The organism is Paenibacillus piscarius (assembly GCF_022234545.1).
Lineage (GTDB): Bacteria > Bacillota > Bacilli > Paenibacillales > Paenibacillaceae > Paenibacillus_AQ > Paenibacillus_AQ piscarius.
Window position 1 is genome coordinate 103811 of the sequence record NZ_JAIEUI010000023.1, and the last position, 18000, is coordinate 121810.

The following is an 18000-nucleotide window of genomic DNA, read 5'->3' on the forward strand; positions in this document are numbered from 1 at the left end:
TTCATTAAAATTATTCGTTAAAATCCCGATTGTGGCAACTATTACCCTATGCATCTCTTGCTCAAACGACTGAGGCTGGAGTGACAACTGGAGGTGCAGCATCCATGTTAATGAATTATAATGGGAACATTGCTGTTCAAGCGTGTAGACGAAAGGGGAACACTCGAAATGAATTTGGCTCTGCAAAAACTGGAGCAGAACATGGCAGGCGAACGCCTGGATGCCCTGCTCGTCACCGATCCCAAGCATGTATATTATCTGACCGGCTTCGCCAGCAACCCGCATGAACGCTTCCTCGGCCTGCTGCTGATCCGCGGCGAAGAGCCGGTGCTGATCGTTCCGGCGCTGGATGCTGAAGCGGCCCATGCCGCCTCCTCGGTGCAGACGATTCTAACGCACAGCGATACGGACAACCCTTATGCGCTGCTGAAATCACGCTTCGGCAACACTGGCATTGGCAGCTTCGGTATCGAGAAGGAGCACTTCTCGGTCAGCCGGTATGAGCAGCTTGCCGAAGCGGTTGGTGCAGGCTCCTACACGGACATCGGCCACCTGCTCCGGGCCATGCGCGCGGTCAAGACACCCGAGGAAGTGGCCATCATGAAGCAGGCTGCCGAGCAGGTGGAGGAGGTGCTCCGCCGCGGCCTGGCGCATGTCAAGGCCGGGATCAGCGAGATCGAGCTGGTAGCTGAGCTGGAATATCTGATGAAGAAGGTTGGCGCATCCGGCCCCTCCTTCGACACCATGGTCTTGTCCGGGCCGAAGACGGCGCTGCCGCATGGCGTGCCGGGCGAACGCCGGATTCAGCCGGGCGATCTGCTCATGTTCGATATGGGCGTATACACCGGCGGCTACGCCTCCGACATTACCCGCACCTTCGCCGTAGGGGAAGTGGACAGCAAGCTGCGGGACATCTACAGTACCGTGCTGGCCGCTAACGAAGCGGGCATTGCCGCCGCTGTGGCCGGAGCAACCTTCGGTTCTGTCGACAAGGCGGCACGTGATGTGATTGAAGCCGCAGGCTACGGGGAGTACTTCATGCACCGTGTCGGTCACGGGCTGGGCATGGATACCCATGAGTATCCTTCACTGCATGGACTGAACACCGATGTGATCGAGAACGGCAATGTGTTCACTGTGGAGCCGGGAATCTATGTCCCGAATCTGGGCGGTGTGCGCATTGAGGATGATGTGCTGGTAACAGCCGAAGGCCCGCAGACGCTGACCAGCTTCCCCAAGGAATGGACAGTATTGAGTCTGTAGCAGACACAGACACAGCATAAGAAACCCCCAGCATCACCGGAGATCCGGTGGAGCTGGGGGTCTATTTTTGATCAGGCAATACGGTTTCCGGGCTCCTGGGGTGACGGCGTGTGCTCCTCTTCAGCAAACTTGAAGGAACGGCCGATATACAGCACCGGCGTGCCGGCGGCTGTGAGCAGGAACTTCGATACGTAGGTGGTCAGCAGAATCTCGGTCCAGACCTTCAGATCATACATCCCGGCAAAGGCAATCGTACAGAAGATCAGCGTATCGACAAACGAGCTGACCATCGTGCTGCCGTTCGAGCGGATCCATAGCTGCCGTGAGCTTCCGTAGTACTTGCGTATCCAAGAATACAGCCTTACATCCAGGAACTGGCTGATAAAGTAAGCGGTCAGGCTGCCCAGCGCAAGCCGCGGCATCAGTCCGAAGATCGTCTGCAGCGAGGATTGGGCAATATCCGTCTCCTGCGGCTCAAACACAAGCACCATCTGCATAATGACGGTCGTCATCAGCAGGGTGAAGAAGCCGAACCACACCGCACTCCGTGCTTCTTTGCGGCCGTACCGCTCGTTCAGCAGGTCACTGGTCATATACAGGGTGACATACATCGTATTGCCCAGCGTCATGACAATATCGAACGGCATCGCAATCGTCTTGGCGACCTGGATATTGGCGACCACGGTGGCCATTCCGACCCAGGCATAGAGCCCTTTTTTGCCGAATAGCCGGTAGCACAGCAGAAAAAATCCAAAATTAACGACAACAAATAAAAGTCCCCATAACAGGTTAAACATAATACTTCGAATTCCTCCTAGTTTTGGTTACGCGGGATGGTTACGAACCGCGGCTTGCAGCTTGCTGAAACAAAGCCTTACTACTCTATCACATCTAAAGCTAACATGCTATGAAAATTTTAAATTTGCATCAAGCACCTTTTTGTTCATTCTTTTTGGCAAATTGGTGATCAGGTCGTTAAATATTCATTTTTTTCTGAAAATTATGCGTGATATAGCAATTTTTCACTATTCAACCGGAGGTTAATTCTATAGAATAGTTATCAATTACTATTGCACTCCCCCGAGATGTATGCAAAAAAGGAGAGATCGCCGTGTTAGGCTTCAAAAAATCAATAAGCCGTAAGTTTACGCTGTTGCTGTTTGCCGTATTATTACTCACTTCGCTTACATTGAGTATCAGCTTCTATGTGATATCGATCGGTACCATTAACAGCTACGTGATGCCGCAGATCGACAAGTCTCTGAAGGCCGCTGCCCAGGATGCCTATAAGAACCTGAATGCCACCAATGCGCAGCAGACCCTGAACAAGAATGAACAGGCCCGGACCAATGTCGAATTCTATTTCGAGGACAAGCGTAAAAAGCTGGATGTGGATACGATCTTCCTCATCAATCTGAAGGATGGCCAGGCTACTGTCCTGACCGCAGACCATGGCGCCAAGCTGAAGCCGGATGAGGCCATAGAGGTATCGCCCGCCATGGAACAGGCTGCCCAAGGCAAAGCCGGGCTCAGTGACCTCTATGAAGATAGCCACGGTATACATAAGAGCGCCTATGTGGGTGTTCCCGGAACGACTATGATTGTAGCTGCGAGCGCGGATATGGGCTTCATCAAAGATAAGATGAGCAGCATTCTGTGGACCAGCGCAGGCATTACCCTGCTGGCCCTGGTGGTCGGCGTTACTGCCGCAGCCTTGCTGAGCCGCAGGATTACCCGCCCGATCAGTAAGCTGGCTGCCTACAGCAACAAGCTGGCCGAAGGGGACTTCACCGAAGCGCTCACCATCAAAGGCAGTGACGAGGTCGGCCAGCTCTCGGAGAGCTTCCGGATCATGAGCGAACGGCTGAAGGAGATGATCGGACATGTGCTGGATACCTCCGGCACCGTGGTTGCCGATTCTAATGATCTGAAGACGCGTGTCCAGACGCTGAATACGATGGCGGAACACTCCGCAGCCTCGGTGGAGGAGATCGGCAAGGGCAGCGCGATGATTGCCAGCAGCGCGATGGATAACTCGCGGGCCATGGATGAGATTAATATGGGCATCCAGCATATCGCCTCCGCCGCCGGTGAAGTGACCGAGCAGATCAATGAAGCTTCTACCGAAGCGCAGAGCGGCAATGAGATTGCCCAGACGGCGGTGGAGCAGATGCGCCAGGTGGAACAGGCGTCTGAACAGTCGCTGGAGCAATTCCGGCTGATGAATGAACGCTCGCTGATGATTGGAGAGGTTGTGCAGGGCATCACCGAAATTACGAAGCAGATCCAGATGCTGTCGCTCAACGCCTCCATTGAAGCGGCCCGTGCCGGAGAGCATGGCCGGGGATTCGCTGTCGTGGCCGGGGAGGTCCGCAAGCTGTCCGAGCAGTCCAAGGAATCCAACGAGCAGATCCGCGAATTCCTGCTGAGCTTACAGGAGGACATGAACCGCTCCGTGACCGAGATGAATCATGTCAACGCAGAGGTCGCTTCCGGAGTGAACAAGGTGGTTGAGGCGGGCAATGCCTTCAATCATCTGCTGATTCTCATCCAGAGCATCAATCACAGCATCCAGTCCGTTTCAGCTGCCACCCAGCAGATCTCGGCCGGTACGGAAGAGGTCAGCGCGTCTGTTGAGGAGACTGCACAGATTACAGCCAAGTCCCGGCAGAATGCCGATACCCTGGCCGGCAACTCCGCCCGCCAGCATGAAGAGCTGGAAGGCCACGCCCAGACGGTCGAGCATCTGTACCAGCAAGCGGTGAAGCTGCAGCAGGCAGTTGCGCAGTTTAAGATTTAGCGATAATAGGTCAACAGTATAAAAAGCAGATCATATAAAAAGCAGTTCCGGGGGCCGCGCATATCGGCCTTGTGGAACTGCTTTTTGTTGCGGGATGGGCTTGATCAGTGTCTTGGCGCCCATAGAATGACGGATACCCCGATTACGCAGATGCCTGCTCCGATCCAGTCATACAGGTCCGGCGTCTTCCGGTCGACCAGCCAGCCCCACAGCACGGCAAGCACGATAAACACCCCGCCGTATGCCGCATACACCCGGCCGAAGGAAGGAAACTTCTGCAGCGTCGGGATCACCCCGTAGGCAATCAGAATGACGGAGCCCGCCAGTCCGTACCACAGCGGGCGCGATTCCCGCAGCCAGAGCCAGACCAGATATCCTCCGCCGATCTCGGCCAGGCCGGCAACAATGAACAACAGCACTGCGGATACCATCTATTCCCCTCCCGCAGGCAGGCCCATGATTCGGTAGACCGCAGCCATATCCAGATGTGCCTGCACAGCGTCCGCCAGCCGGTCGAATTCCTGCTCCCGCAGAGCTGCCGCTGAGAAGGTGGCGGTTAGCGGCTCCAGTCCCTTGGCTGTGCGTAAGCCGTCCAGCCAGCTCCGTCGCAGCGCATCGTTGTGGAACAGCCCGTGCAGGTAGCTGCCCCAGATGCGGCCGTCCGGTGTGCCCCAGCCCTCCGGCACCGCATGCCCGTCTGGTCCTTGAAGCGTGAACAGACTGCGGACGGAAGATGGGTCGTGATTCATGGTTGTTCCCATATGAATCTCATACCCGGTGACAGACGGCTCCTCCGTTGTTTCGGGAGCTGCAATGTTTAGCCGCAGCGGATGGTCTGCTGCCAGCCCGCCGCTGACCCGCACGGTTGTCTTCTGCTGCAGAAACGAGGTGGAGAGCGGCAGATACCCGAGACCTTCGGTCTCTCCCGGCTCCGCACTTTCGACAGCATGGGGGTCCAGCAGCCGCTGCCCCAGCATCTGATACCCGCCGCAGATACCGGCCAACTGTTGCGTTCCCCGCTCCAGCGCACGCTCGATTGCGGTCGGGAACCCTTGCTCCCGCAGATATTGCAGGTCTGCCACCGTGTTCTTCGTGCCCGGCAGCAGGATCACATCCGGGGTTCCCAGCTCGTCTGCGGACTGTACGTAACGTACCGCTGTATCCGGCTCATCCTCCAGCGGATCGAAGTCGGTGAAGTTAGAGATTCGGGGGTAACGGATCACAGCGATATCAATCGCCTTCTCTGTCCCCTCGCGCTGCCGGCCTGACGTCCGCTCCAACACCACCGAGTCCTCCGCCTCAATGCGCAGCTGCGGCAGGAACGGCAGCACCCCCAGCACCGGAATGCATGTCCGCTCCTCCAGCCAATCCAGCCCAGGCTTCAGCAGGGAGACATCCCCGCGGAATTTATTGATAATGAAGCCTTTGACCCGGGCGCGCTCATGCGGCTCCAGCAGCTCCAGCGTCCCGACAATGAAGGCGAACACACCGCCCCGGTCAATATCCGCCACCAGCAGCACCGGAGCATCCGCCCAGCCCGCCAGATTCATATTGACGATGTCCCGGGACTTGAGGTTAATCTCCGCCGGGCTGCCCGCGCCTTCCATCAGCACGATATCATAAGCCTCCCGCAGCCGGCCCAAGGCATCCATGACGGTGTCCTTGGCCTCGGGGAGGAACTTCTCCCGGTATTCCCTCGCGCTGAGCGCGGCATGAGGCACTCCGTGCACCACAATCTGTGCGCTCATCTCGCCGGAGGGCTTCAGCAGAATCGGATTCATGTCGCTGGTCGCGGTAATGCCGAAGGCCTCCGCCTGCATCCCCTGGGCGCGGCCAATCTCCAGGCCGTCCGCCGTCACATAGGAATTCAGCGCCATATTCTGCGATTTGAACGGCGCGGTCCGGTAGCCGTCCCGGGTCATTATCCGCCCGATGGCGGCGGTTACCAGGCTCTTGCCGACATCGGAGGCGGTGCCCTGAATCATGAGCACCGCGCCTGCGGCAGCCCGGGGGACAGCTTGGGGGGCAGCTTGGCGTGCGTATGTATCTTCCATGTTGATCCTCCTCGCTTTCTTGCTGCAGCCGGCGCTTGGCGGCGGCGCAGGTGTTGGACGCCGTGCGGTGCGGCGTGTAGGTATACATTTGGCCGGATTATCTCATGCTGCCGAATTGCTGCGCGGCCCGCTAAGGCAGGTTGTGCTGGATGAGCACCAGCACCAGCAGCACCACCGTCTCGAGCAGCTCGCCCAGCGCGCCGTAGACGTCGCCCGTGAGCCCGCCGAGCCGGCTCACGGTCCGCCGCGCGGCGAGCGTGCCGCAGGCGGCCGCCGCCAGCGGCGCCAGGACGGCCGCTGCTGCCAGCTGCGGCCAGACCCCGCTGCCCGCGCCAAGCGCCAGAGGCGCTGCGGCTGCGGCCAGCGTCAGCAGCGCGGCGCATAGCAGCGCGCGCTGCTCCTGCCGGGCAGGCAGCCCGCCGAAGGTGGCTGCCAACCCCTCGCTGCCGCGGGCCAGCGGATAGCGGGCCATGGCCCGCACCATGTACCAGCGGCCCCAGACCGGCGGCAGCAGGAGCAGCGGCAGCAGGCTGAAGCTGCCGCCTTCGAGATATGCCGCCAGCAGCGCGGCCTTCAGCAGCAGGAGCAGCACGCAGGCCAGCACTCCCATAGCGCCGACACGGCTGTCCTTCATAATCTCCAGCATCCGCTCCCTGGAGCGGTAGCTGAGCAGCGCATCGGCGCTGTCCATCCAGCCGTCCAGATGCAGCCCGCCGGTCAGCCCCACCCACAGGATGAGGGTGATCACAGCGGCAGGCCAAGGCGGCAGCAGCCAGGCGGCCGCTGCTGCGCCGATCGCGGCGCACAGGCCGATGGCCGCGCCGACCAGCGGATAATAGACCACGCTTGCCCGCATCAGCTCAGGAGAGAAATCCGTGCTTGTCCGGACCGGAAACCGGGACAAGAACTGAAAAGCGGCAGCAGCTTCCCTCCGCGCGCTCACAGCAGATACTCCCGGCTCTTCAGCTCCACCGGTATCCCGGCTGTAACCAGAAATACCTGCCCGCAACGGGCGGCGAGCCGCGCATTCATGCGCCCGGCCAGATCGCGGTACAGCCGGCCCAGTGCATATTCCGGCACAATGCTGTCGCCCACTTCATTGGTCACTAGAATAAGTGTCCCTTCGAAGCCCTCAACACTTCGCTCCAGCACAGCAATCTCAGCCTCTGCCCGTTGCTGTCTGTCACTGTGCTCCTCCACCGCCAGCAGCCGGTTCGACAGCCAGAGCGTCAGGCAGTCCACCAGTACAGTCTGCCCGCTGCCGGAGAGCCGTTCCAGCAGCGCCGCCAGCTCCAGCGGTTCCTCTAGCGTCTCCCAGCGAAAAGCCCCTGCCTCCCGCTGCTGACGGTGCAGGGCAATCCGCGCCTTCATCTCCTCATCGAAGGCTTGCCCGGTCGCCACATAGACAGCCTGCCCGGCAGGAGCAAGCTTTGCAGTCAGACGCTCGGCGAAGCCGCTTTTGCCGCTGCGTGCCCCGCCGGTTACAAGAATGCTCATATGTTCTCCGCTCCCGCGACGCCTGCACTCTCGAAGGTCGCCATCTCCCGCATGATCCGGCAGACCGCTTCGATGAAATGCAGGCACAGCGCCCCGCCTGTCCCTTCACCCAGACGCAGGCCCATATCAAGCAGCGCCTCCAGGCCGAGGCGGTCCAGCATCAGCTTATGGCCCTGCTCACCGGATACATGGGAGGCAATCATATACGCAGTTGATTCCGGGGCCAGGGCCTTCGCAATTAAGGCGGCCGCCCCGGAGATGAAGCCGTCCAGAATGACCGGAATCCGCAGCGAGGCTGCTCCGAGAATCAGGCCGGCCAGACCGGCAATCTCCAGCCCTCCGACCTTGGCGAGCACATCAATCGGATCTGCGGGGTCGGGGGCATTTACTTGGAGCGCGCGTTCAACCACTGAGATTTTGCGGAGAAGCTGTTCATCACCAATCCCGGTCCCCCGTCCGACTGCCGCCTCTGCCGGGATTCCTTCAAGCGCGCATAACACGGCAGCACTCGCCGTAGTATTGCCGATACCCATCTCACCAGTAATCAGGATTTCCGTTCCGTTCTCCACCGCTTCCCGGGCCGTTTCCATCCCGACCAGGATAGCGCGCATGGCTTCCTCGCGGCTCATGGCCGGGCCAGCCGCCATATTATCAGTGCCCCGGCGTACCTTGCGGTTAATCAGCTGCGGATGATCAATGTCACCCTGAATGCCGATATCCACGAACTGTACGTCTGCGCCGCCCTGACGGGCCAGCACATTCACAGCCGCGCCGCCGTTCAGGAAATTATACGCCATCTGCATCGTAACCTCCTGCGGAAAAGCACTGACGCCCTCACAGCAGACCCCATGGTCCGCAGCCATCACCACGACGGTGCGCTTGCCGTAACAGGGCTGCTCCACCTTGGAGATCCCGGCGAGCCGGACAGCCAGCGCCTCCAGCCGCCCCAAGCTGCCTGGGGGCTTGGTCAGGCTGTTCAGGCGGAGAACCGCGCGCAGTGTAGCTTTTTCGTCAGGCGGAGCAATCCGTCCAGTTACTTCTTGAATGGCTGAGATCATTAATAATGCCTCCTATTAGATAGTGCGAAAGCAGACTCCCGCTGCAAGAATACATCTGTGTCTGCTGCTCTGGTTACGTTAACGCTGCTCAACTGTCACTGAAGCCAAAATTTGCGAACGTTGCAGGCCATCCTGCCCATTAGCGAACACAAGGGCTAGACCTGTATGAGTAGACTAAATTAGTTAAAGTGCCGCTGTGGAAGTTATGAAGTGTGCAAGGAGGCGAGGTGGAGTTCAGGTGGATGCGGTGGGTGCAGCAGGTGTGATGATGCAGTGGAGTGGTGCAAGCGCGTCGTCGGTCAAGTTAGCCAAATTCAAGTGCACTAATACCCCTCATCCGACCGCCGAGCCTCATTTCGCCGAAATCGGGTGCACTAATACCCCTCATCCGCCCGCTGAGTCCCATTTCGCCGAATTCAGGTGCACTTGTGCACCACAGCACTTTAGGATCAAAGGGACTAATCCCTCTCATTTCCTCACCAGTCTACTTTCCACCACAACCAAAGGGATTTCTCCCTCTCTTCCTCCCATTAGCCCACTTTCCGCCACCATCAAAGGGATTTCTCCCTCTATTTCCCCTCACCAGCCTACTTTCCTCCACAATCAAGGGGATTTCTCCCTCTCTTGCCTCCCATCAGCCCACTTTCCGCCACCATCAAAGGGACTTCTCCCTCTCTTTGCTCCCCCGCCTGCTGAGCTCTCTCCCCATCAGCCTACGTCCCGCCACAATTACCTGGTTACCTCTCAACAGCCTCCCCGCCCTCCAACTTCCAGCACCCAGCCAACTCCCCCGGCCCCCATCCTTCCCCCAATAATGCCCAAAAGCCCCCTCCACTCGAAGAAGGGGGCTTCCTGATCCGGCGGCGGGCCGGAATGCTGCTATAATCTCCCTATTTCTTCCTGCTAGGATTATAGGGGATATGAAATCAACTTACAATTAGATTTTTCACCTTCATGAAGCTGTCCAGCCGCTCCAGTGCTTCGGTCAGCTTCGCCGTAGAAGCCGCATAGGAGCAGCGGATATAGCCATCCCCGCCAGCCCCGAACACATGGCCCGGAACGACAGCAACGCCAGCCTCCTTCAGCAGCCTCAGGGCGAACTCCTCAGATCCCATGCCGGTGCGGCTGATCGAGGCGAAGGTATAGAATGCCCCCTGCGGCATATGGCACGGCAGTCCGGCCGCCCGCAGTCCCTCCACGAATAGGGTCCGGCGTTCCCGGAAGCGTTCCTTCATATAGTCTTTATCCGGGAGTGCGCTGCGCAGCGCTTCAACCGCAGCAATCTGCCCCGGCAGAGGTGCGCACATGGCGGTGTACTGATGGATCTTCAGCATGGCCGAGAGCAGGCCGCGGTTACCGCAGGCATAACCCACCCGCCAGCCCGTCATCGCAAAAGCCTTCGAAAACCCGCTAATCACTACCGTCCGCTCCATCATCCCGGGCAGGGAGGCGATGCTGACATGCTTGCTGTCATAGGTTAGCTCGGCATAAATCTCATCGGAAATGACGATTAAGCCATGCTCCTTCACCACCTCAGCCACCGGCAGCCAGTCCTCGTACGTCATCACAGCCCCGGTCGGATTACTTGGAAAATTCACAATCAGCAGCTTGGAGCGCGGCGTAATCGCCCGGCGCAGCGCTTCAGCGGTCAGCTTGAACCCTTCCTCCGCCTTCGTCTCCACCGCTGCCAGCGTCCCGCCGTTCAGATGGGCAATCGGTGCATAGGCAACATAACCCGGATCAGGAATCAGTACCTCGTCACCCGGAGCAATGAAGGCCCGCAGTGCTAAGTCCACCGCTTCACTGCTGCCCACCGTGACCAGAATCTCGTTCGCAGGATCGTAGCGCAGACCGAAGCCCGTCTCCAGATAGCCCGCAATCTCTTCCCGCAGCTCCGGCAGCCCGCTGTTCGAGGTATATCCCGTCTCCCCCCGGTCCAGCGCACGGATACAGGCGGCTCTCACCTGCTTAGGCGTAGCGAAGTCCGGCTCCCCAACGCCAAGTGATATAATATCATTGTTACCCGCAGCCAGATCAAAAAAAGCGCGGATGCCCGAAGGCGGAATCTCCCGTAAACGCGGAGTCACTGCTTCTTCCTGCCAGGAGCTGCCGGATGGCAGCCGCCCGAAATTTATTCTGCTCATCACCTGCCGCCTCCCTGCATTACATAATGAACCTGTTGTGGTTGCTGTACCTGCAACGACCCGGTAATAATCCTATCCAGCAATTGGTCAAAAGAAATCCCAGCCGCCTGAGCACTCTGCGGCAGCAAGCTGGTAGCCGTCATGCCGGGCAGCGTGTTAACCTCCAGCACATATGGAATGCCATCCTTCAGCAGCATATCCACCCTTGCATAGACAGCGCATTTCAGCGCCCGGTAACAAGTCAACGCCGCATCCCGCACCCGGGCCTCCACCGCCTCCGGCAGCCGGATAATCCGCTCCTCGGCCCCGCCCTGCTCATACTTAGCAGTGTAATCGAACCAGTCTGCGCCCAGCGACTGAATCCCAATGACCGGCAGCAGCTCGCCCTCCAGAATGGAGCAAGTGATCTCCTGACCGGACGTATAGGACTCAATCAGCACTGCGCCTCCATCCGCATGGGCAAAAGCTTTTTCCACCGCCGCCCGCAGCTCCTCCGGCCCTCTCACCTTGCTCATCCCGATGCTTGATCCGCCGCTGTTCGGCTTCACCATCACCGGATATCCCAGCCGTGCTACGGCATCCGGGTCATACTCATCGACACGGTCCCAGCACACCCAGTCGGGGGTCGCGATTCCTCGGCTGCGGATAACCGTCTTGGATAACGCCTTATCCATACACAGGCTGCTTGCGAGCACCCTGCTCCCCGAATAGGGAATGTCAAGCGTCTCCAGGGTGCCTTGCACGGTGCCATCCTCACCATAGGCCCCATGAAGGGCGAGTAGTGCGAAGTCCAGACCCGCCGTGCCTTCCAGCAGCTCTTTACGCGAGGTAATGTGTACCGGGATTCCTGTGTATTTTGCCGGATCAAGCGCCTTCAGCATCTCTCTGCCGGTCTTCAGCGACACCTCATATTCGGACGATACCCCGCCCATAATCACACCTACTCTTAACATATCCGCACCTCATTCTCCCATTAATGTCCGTGCTGTCTTGCCGATGATTGCAATGCCCTTGACGATATCCTCATCCGCCACCCTGGAGAAGCCCAGCCGGAGCGTGTTCTGCCCCGCACCATCGGTGAAGAAGAGTTCTCCCGCCGTAAAAATAACCCCCTGCGCATGGCACGCCGCCAGTAATTCCCTTGTGTTGAAGCCTTCCGCGAACGTTACAAACAGATGCAGCCCGCCGTCTCCCGACAATGCGGCATAAGGAATATGCTCCTTGCAGCAGGCGAGGGTCAGCTCGTATTTGCGTTTGTATTCCAGCCGGGCTTTTTTGAGATACTTCTCCAGATTGCCGCCCAGCAGATATTGATACAGCACCGACTGGTCGAGCGTTGAGGTATGAATCGTCCGCGCCCGCTTGACGCTCTCCAGATAATAGATCAGCTCCTGATCCGCCAGCACCCAGCCGACCCGCAGTCCGGGGAACAGCACCTTGGAAAAGCTCCCAAGATACACCACACTATTCCCGCTGCCCCCCGCCGCGATGAGCGGTGCCACATGGGCGCCCGAATAACGCAGCTCCTCGTTGAACCCGTCCTCAATGACCGGCACGCCATAGTGCTGCATCAGCTTCATGAGGCTGTGTCTTTTCTCGGGGGACATGACGATGCCGGTGGGGTTGTGGTAGGAAGGAACGAGATACGCACAGTCATATTCCCGTTCCATGAGCGCCTGCTCCAGCTCGCCCAGGTGGATGCCGTCCCGTTCCATCGTGATGCCGTGGATGCCGAAGCCGTGCAGCTTCAGATTCTTGATTGCCGTATGATGCGTCGGATTCTCGCAAAGGACCGCGCCGTGCCGCTTGCCGAGAGCCGACAGCACCAGGTCGAAGCCCTCCGTGAAGCCGTTCGTGATCAGGAGGTCTTTTCCGTGCAGATCCACGCCTTTATGCTCCATATATTGTTTGAGATAGTCTATTAATGGTTTATAGCCCTTCGCATATCCATAGTTCAGCAGAACGTTGCCCTCTACGGCCATCCGTTCCATAAACGCTCTGCGGACCTGATCCAGCTCGAAGAGACGTTCATCCGGGGCGATGCTGGTAAAAGAAATCGTGCCCTTCTCCGCGCGGATGCCCCGCTTCATAATGTCCAGCTCCTCCGCAAGCAGCGCCTGGCCGCTGAGCCGTTCTGTCCAGTTGATCGTCCATGGCGTGGTTTCCTCGCTGCTGCGGGCCGCTGCTCCCGGGGAGACATAACTGCCCTGGCCCTGTACCGTGTAGGCGAAGCCGTCATCCTCCAGCCCTTCATAGGCTGAGATCACCGAATTCCGGCTGACCTTCAGCAGGCTGCTGAGCTCACGAGTTGAGGGAAGCTTTTGGCCGCCCTGGAGCGCGCTTTTGATGATGAGATGCCTCATGTAATCCTTCACCTGGATATAGACCGGACGTCCGGCAATGAGCTTGAAATCCTTGAACATCCTGTGATCGCCTCCATAGCTATCATGGCACAGACGCCGCCGTAAAAAAAGAACCACAGCCCCGGGATTTTCTGCCGGGTGTGGTTCTGGGGTCGGTTCTGTTGTATTTTGTACATTCAGATTAGCGTATATTGGCTTCTTTTTGCGTTCTGCTGCATTATGTACATTAGAATTTTGGATTTCACCCGTTAACGGGCCAATTGATGAAATTCTGTTGCAGGAAATACAGCAGAATGAGTTTTGGCGCGTTTTTTAGACTAATCTGATGTACAGAGTGCAATCACCCGTCAGCGGTTGCGCGTAATCATCAGCATCTGCGTTAGTGATAGCCTGTTCATCTGCGGACCATCATCCGCCAGAGGTTGCGCCATCAGTCACCCGTTAGCCTTCCTTCTCTGCCATGCGCCAATTTCCTCTTTCTCTGCGCAGACGCAGGACCGTAACCTCACCTGGAGCCGGTGCTGCTGCGGTATAAAAGGTCACACCTTCGACGATCTGCGCCAGCAGCTGCCGGATAACGCCGCCATGGGTTACCAGCATAACACGGAATATTACAGGGTTCTGGTGTTCGTTTGGCTTCAGCAGAGCGGCCTCTGGACTACACGCTTCCGTGGAGAGGTCCGCCGGATAAGCCGTTTCCGCTACTACCGATGCCTCTGCCTCCTGCTGAAGCTCCGTCCAGAAATCATCAACCCGGGCGGCGAATTGCGCCCACGCCTCCCCTCCCGGCGGTGTTGCCGCCTCCGGGTTGTCAATCCAGCTCCGGTACAGCGGGTTATCCTTGAGCTGATCATACGTGCAGCCTTCCCACGCTCCGAAGTCCATCTCCAGCAGCCGGGCATCATAGCGCGCCTTCGGCTCCAGGTTCGGAATCAAGGCCGTCAGGGTCTCCCGGCACCGGCGCAGGTCGCTGCAATAGACGCGGCAGAATTCCCCGGTAAGCGGCGGCTGTGTCCGCAGCTTATCAAGCCGTTCCGCCTCCCCCTGTGCAAGCGGTACATCCGTCCTCCCCACATAACGCCGTTCCTGATTCCACTGTGTATAGCCGTGACGGACTAGCACCAGCTCCAGTTCCGGCTGCGCAGGCTGAAGCCAAGACGGTTGTGTACTCTGCACCTTTTGAGCTCCCTGAACCTCCTGAACTTTCTGAGCTTTCAGTGCTTCCTGAGCTTCCTGCCTCTTCTGTACAGCTGGAGAAGAATCCCCCGAACTCCCTGCTTGGACATTCCCCATGCCGCTCACCCCCCGATCCCATGCCACAGCAAAGCAGCCGCTGCACAGATGCAGACAAATATAGCTGAGGACCACATCATCATCCGCGAGGTTACAATAATATCCTCCGGCTCCATCGTCCGAAGCGGATCACCCATGTACGCGCGGAAGGAGGCGACTCCATGGTACACATTCTCACCGCCCAGCCGGATGCCAAGAGCTCCGGCCACCGCTGATTCCGGGTAGCCGCTGTTCGGACTGGGATGAAGATGGGCATCCCGGCGAACAGTGCACCAGCATTTGCGCCAGTCCAGCCGCAGAAGTGCAGCACACAAGGTTAAGAGCAGCGCGGTCAACCGCGCCGGTATGTAGTTGGCGGCATCATCCAGGCGGGCTGATGCCCAGCCGAGGTCGCGGTATTTATCATTCTTGTAGCCGACCATGGAATCTAGCGTGTTCACCGCACGGTAAGCCATAGCCAGCGGTGCCCCGCCCAGCAGGGCGAAGAACAGCGGCGAGATAATCGCATCAACGATATTCTCCGCGACCGTCTCGACCGTTCCGCGCACAATCTCCGGGCTGTCCAGATGGCCTGTATCGCGGCCGACGATCATCCCGAGCGCCCGCCGGGCCGCCGGAATATCTCCCTTACGCAGCTCGGCGTATACCGCCATACCTGCGTCCTTCAGGCCTTTGGAGGCGATGGTAGTCGAGATTATCCAGACTTCAGCAATCCCGGCCAGCCAGGGAGACAGCCGGGCGAGCAGCATGACAAGCAGCGCGGTCAGTGCCCATGCGCCGCCCGCCACCAGCAGCGGCAGGAGAACTCCCGCCCGCTTCAGCGCGCGGGGGGCTCCGGCGAAGCGGCGGATCAGCCGCTCAACCGCAGTAATTGCCTTCCCGATATAAATAACCGGATGGGGCAGGATGCGCGGATCGCCGACGATCCGGTCCACAAGATAAGCAGCCAGCAGGATGATCGCAAGCCTCAACTTGGCTCACCCCGCCGTCCTGTACAGCAGTCCGTGTTCATCATTTCAGGCCGCCGCTCTGAGAGACAGGGGGCAGTGAAGAATATGGTGCCTGTAGCGCTCCCACTTCTACCCCGTGCACAGCCTGCGACACTTCCGCGTCTCCCCCTTGTGCAACCTCCGATTCTTCCTCCTGCACTCTGCTCACAGATTTCGCTGCGTTCACCGAACGCAGACTTTCCGTCACCGCGCTGTACACCAGTCTCCCGACCGCTCCCCCTAGATCGGTCGCGGTCCCGGCATACACATGCTCCGCAGCATAACGGCGGCTTCCGCTCACCGCAAGTACTATGGCATCCGTGGTGGTTCCGGTGGCAATCAGACCATTCTCGGCATCCCTGACGCCAAGATCGGCCAGCGCCGCCGCCTTCGCTTCCGTTGCGGTCATCACAGCATTGACCATGGCCGACTGGGACAGCCAGCCATCGATGCCGAGCATGATGTTGATTGTACCCGGCCGGTAGGCAGCCAGTACGCTGCGCTGCGACCCGGCCCGGGCTGCATTGCCCGCAGCCGCTGTCACGCAGCAGACAATCCCTGCCGAGCCTATATCCGTCTCAGCGACAGCGGCGTGCTCCAGCGGAACAGCAGTCATCAGGCCGGCGGAGCCCTCCAGCGGGTAGCCCCACTCCAGCAGCTTATTCTGCATATCCTGGACCGGATTGCTGCATTCATAGTCCCGGCTCACGTATTGGTTCACCGCCCGTTGTAACCGCCCCGCGCCTCCGCCATATACCGCACTCGATATACTATCCGCTTCGGACGGCAATTCCAGCAGTAAATGACCTTCCCGCCACTCCAGCACCAGCCCTGGCCACACTTTACTGTGGTATGCCTTCTCCCCGCCTTCAACCTTAAAGGGCAGCTTCACCTGCACTTCCTGCACTTCCTGCACTTCCTGCACTTCCTGCACTTCCTGCACTTCCTGCACTCCCTGCACTCTCTGAACTTCCTTCATATCCTTCGCTCCTCTCCGTTCGCTCCAATCAGCACGCCTCTGAGTGCACGCTGCCTGATCCGCCGCTTCGCTTGTTCACATCCCATCCCGCAGCAGCTCCCCCATCTGCCGCAGCAGGCGGTCATTGTCCGCGCGGCCTTTGACCGCGACACGGATGTGCCCCGGCTCAAGGCCGGGGTACATCGCACAGCTGCGGACGAGAATCCCGCCCGCACCCAGTTGCTGCTGCATAACGGCCGCGCTCCAAGGAGCGGGCAGCCTCAGCAGCAGGAAGTTCGCTTCGCCCGGCGGCACCATGCAGCCGAGCTCAAGCAAGCCCTTCCGCAGCCGCTGCCGCTCGGCTGCGATCAGCGCACGCGTCTCCTGCCCGTAGCCGCCGCCGCAGCGCAGGCAAGCTTCCCCGGCCAGCAGCGCCAGGCCGTTCACGCTCCAGGTCACCTGCTTGCCGGTCATGGCCGCGGCAAGCGCCGGATGCGCGGCGGTGAAGCCCAGCCGCAGCCCCGGAATGGCAAAGAACTTCGTCATCGAGCGCACCAGCACCGTATGACGATACTCCCCCAGCTCCGGCAGCAGAGATTGCCGGTCCGCCTCCGGGATGAAGTCGATGAACGCTTCATCCACCGCCAGCACCGTCCCGCAGGCCTCCGCCTGCTGCGCGAGCTGCCGCAGCGCGTCCAGCGGATACTGGACGCCGTTCGGGTTGTTCGGCTGGCCGAGGAACAGCAGATCCACCTGCTCCAGCAGGCCGGAAATGCTGTCCACGGCAGCCCGGTAATCGGTCCGGCTGTTCCCCTGAACGGACAGAACCTCAGCACCGAACTGCTCCGCGAGCTGGCGGTACTCGGAAAAGCACGGCTCGACGATACCCACCCGGCGCGGGGCTACTGCCAGCAGCAGCAGCGCCATCGACTCGGCCGCCCCGTTCGCCACGGTAATCCACTCCGTGCCGAGGCCCAGATCCTCCGCCAGCAGCGCCTTCAGCCTGCGGTGGCCCGGATCGGGGTATGCGGTAATCGCGGAGGCCGCATCCCGGAGCAGCGCCAGCACGCCCGGCGGCGGACCCAGCGGATTAATATTGGCGCTGAAGTCAAGGAATTCGCCGCCGCTGTTCCCGTATAACTCGGCTGCGGTCAGCAGATCACCGCCGTGCCCGTATTTTTCAAGCATACCTATATCCTCCGTGTCCATATTCCTTCATCATATATATCCGCCGTGTCCATATTCCCTCATCATACATATCCTCCCTGTCCATATTCCTCACCCTCTATTTCCTCCCAGTCCACATTATTCATAGTCTATCAATGCTCCATCAGGTAATTAACTTTTATGTAAGTGTCACTTCACTAATCCATAGCTCCAACGCTGTTCTCCCAATTATTGGCCGATTGCCGGAAATCCGTCAATGCTATATCGCCTATGCATCTGCAGGTGAACGCAAATCTTCAATGATTATCACTCAACTCCTGCTGCACAACCCCGCGCGTACCCCCTACCTGGTCGAGTAGGCGGGGCCTCTCCATCGTGGATTGTGCCCCTACCCCTCACAGATCCGTACGTGCG

15 protein-coding genes are annotated in these 18000 nt (G+C 59.2%); 2 read left to right on the plus strand and 13 right to left on the minus strand.

The window, feature by feature from the left end; genetic code table 11:
- Positions 1 to 168: 168 nt before the first annotated feature.
- Entirely contained in the window at positions 169 to 1263 is a 1095-nt protein-coding gene (locus K1558_RS27250; RefSeq protein WP_238655117.1) for a M24 family metallopeptidase, read from the plus strand.
- A 71-nt stretch (positions 1264 to 1334) separates the two neighbouring features.
- On the opposite strand, the gene K1558_RS27255 is transcribed toward K1558_RS27250, so the two are convergent.
- Positions 1335 to 2060 (minus strand): queuosine precursor transporter, encoded by a 726-nt coding sequence (locus tag K1558_RS27255; protein ID WP_238655118.1) that lies wholly within the window; start codon positions 2058 to 2060, stop codon positions 1335 to 1337.
- A 314-nt stretch (positions 2061 to 2374) separates the two neighbouring features.
- Here K1558_RS27255 and K1558_RS27260 point away from each other — a divergent pair, with 314 nt between their 5' ends.
- Positions 2375 to 4063: a methyl-accepting chemotaxis protein gene (locus K1558_RS27260; RefSeq protein ID WP_238655119.1), complete on the plus strand. Its 1689-nt coding sequence runs from the start codon at positions 2375 to 2377 to the stop codon at positions 4061 to 4063.
- A gap of 104 nt (positions 4064 to 4167) precedes the next feature.
- On the opposite strand, the gene K1558_RS27265 is transcribed toward K1558_RS27260, so the two are convergent.
- The 12 genes from K1558_RS27265 to cobD form a co-directional block, all read right to left on the minus strand.
- Positions 4168 to 4494 carry a YnfA family protein gene (locus K1558_RS27265; protein WP_238655120.1) on the minus strand — a complete coding sequence of 109 codons (327 nt, stop codon included), beginning with the start codon at positions 4492 to 4494 and terminating at the stop codon, positions 4168 to 4170.
- A complete protein-coding gene (locus K1558_RS27270) occupies positions 4495 to 6117 on the minus strand; it encodes a cobyric acid synthase (RefSeq protein WP_238655121.1) in 1623 nt (540 codons plus the stop codon). It lies immediately after the preceding gene.
- 130 nt (positions 6118 to 6247) lie between these two features.
- A complete protein-coding gene (gene cobS / locus K1558_RS27275; protein WP_238655135.1) occupies positions 6248 to 7060 on the minus strand; it encodes an adenosylcobinamide-GDP ribazoletransferase in 813 nt (270 codons plus the stop codon).
- A complete protein-coding gene (gene cobU, locus K1558_RS27280) occupies positions 7057 to 7614 on the minus strand; it encodes a bifunctional adenosylcobinamide kinase/adenosylcobinamide-phosphate guanylyltransferase (RefSeq protein WP_238655122.1) in 558 nt (185 codons plus the stop codon). The genes cobS and cobU overlap by 4 nt, the downstream gene beginning before the upstream one ends.
- A complete protein-coding gene (cobT, locus tag K1558_RS27285; RefSeq protein ID WP_238655123.1) occupies positions 7611 to 8672 on the minus strand; it encodes a nicotinate-nucleotide--dimethylbenzimidazole phosphoribosyltransferase in 1062 nt (353 codons plus the stop codon). Before cobT ends, cobU begins: the two co-directional genes overlap by 4 nt.
- Positions 8673 to 9598: 926 nt before the next feature.
- Entirely contained in the window at positions 9599 to 10816 is a 1218-nt protein-coding gene (locus tag K1558_RS27290; RefSeq protein ID WP_238655124.1) for a pyridoxal phosphate-dependent aminotransferase, read from the minus strand.
- Positions 10816 to 11769 carry a D-alanine--D-alanine ligase gene (locus tag K1558_RS27295; RefSeq protein WP_238655125.1) on the minus strand — a complete coding sequence of 318 codons (954 nt, stop codon included), beginning with the start codon at positions 11767 to 11769 and terminating at the stop codon, positions 10816 to 10818. Before K1558_RS27295 ends, K1558_RS27290 begins: the two co-directional genes overlap by 1 nt.
- Positions 11770 to 11778: 9 nt before the next feature.
- Positions 11779 to 13239 carry an aminotransferase-like domain-containing protein gene (locus K1558_RS27300; protein ID WP_238655126.1) on the minus strand — a complete coding sequence of 487 codons (1461 nt, stop codon included), beginning with the start codon at positions 13237 to 13239 and terminating at the stop codon, positions 11779 to 11781.
- 381 nt (positions 13240 to 13620) lie between these two features.
- On the minus strand, positions 13621 to 14355 hold the full coding sequence (locus K1558_RS27305) for a histidine phosphatase family protein (RefSeq protein ID WP_238655127.1): 735 nt from the start codon (positions 14353 to 14355) through the stop codon (positions 13621 to 13623).
- Positions 14356 to 14477: 122 nt separating this feature from the next.
- Complete coding sequence (gene cbiB, locus K1558_RS27310; protein WP_238655128.1) at positions 14478 to 15443, minus strand: adenosylcobinamide-phosphate synthase CbiB; 966 nt, start codon at positions 15441 to 15443, stop codon at positions 14478 to 14480.
- A gap of 40 nt (positions 15444 to 15483) precedes the next feature.
- A complete protein-coding gene (locus K1558_RS27315; protein ID WP_238655129.1) occupies positions 15484 to 16440 on the minus strand; it encodes an adenosylcobinamide amidohydrolase in 957 nt (318 codons plus the stop codon).
- A gap of 75 nt (positions 16441 to 16515) precedes the next feature.
- On the minus strand, positions 16516 to 17607 hold the full coding sequence (gene cobD, locus K1558_RS27320; protein ID WP_238655130.1) for a threonine-phosphate decarboxylase CobD: 1092 nt from the start codon (positions 17605 to 17607) through the stop codon (positions 16516 to 16518).
- Positions 17608 to 18000 lie beyond the last annotated feature (393 nt).

Coding starts and splice junctions, on each gene's coding strand:
- cobD (WP_238655130.1), bottom strand. CDS start 17,607: ATGCTTGAAAAATACGGGCACGGCGGTGATCTGCTGACCGCAGCCGAG.
- K1558_RS27270 (WP_238655121.1), bottom strand. CDS start 6,117: ATGGAAGATACATACGCACGCCAAGCTGCCCCCCAAGCTGTCCCCCGG.
- K1558_RS27255 (WP_238655118.1), bottom strand. CDS start 2,060: ATGTTTAACCTGTTATGGGGACTTTTATTTGTTGTCGTTAATTTTGGA.
- K1558_RS27315 (WP_238655129.1), bottom strand. CDS start 16,440: ATGAAGGAAGTTCAGAGAGTGCAGGGAGTGCAGGAAGTGCAGGAAGTG.
- K1558_RS27265 (WP_238655120.1), bottom strand. CDS start 4,494: ATGGTATCCGCAGTGCTGTTGTTCATTGTTGCCGGCCTGGCCGAGATC.
- cobT (WP_238655123.1), bottom strand. CDS start 8,672: ATGATCTCAGCCATTCAAGAAGTAACTGGACGGATTGCTCCGCCTGAC.
- cobU (WP_238655122.1), bottom strand. CDS start 7,614: ATGAGCATTCTTGTAACCGGCGGGGCACGCAGCGGCAAAAGCGGCTTC.
- K1558_RS27295 (WP_238655125.1), bottom strand. CDS start 11,769: ATGTTAAGAGTAGGTGTGATTATGGGCGGGGTATCGTCCGAATATGAG.
- K1558_RS27250 (WP_238655117.1), top strand. CDS start 169: ATGAATTTGGCTCTGCAAAAACTGGAGCAGAACATGGCAGGCGAACGC.
- K1558_RS27300 (WP_238655126.1), bottom strand. CDS start 13,239: ATGTTCAAGGATTTCAAGCTCATTGCCGGACGTCCGGTCTATATCCAG.
- K1558_RS27290 (WP_238655124.1), bottom strand. CDS start 10,816: ATGAGCAGAATAAATTTCGGGCGGCTGCCATCCGGCAGCTCCTGGCAG.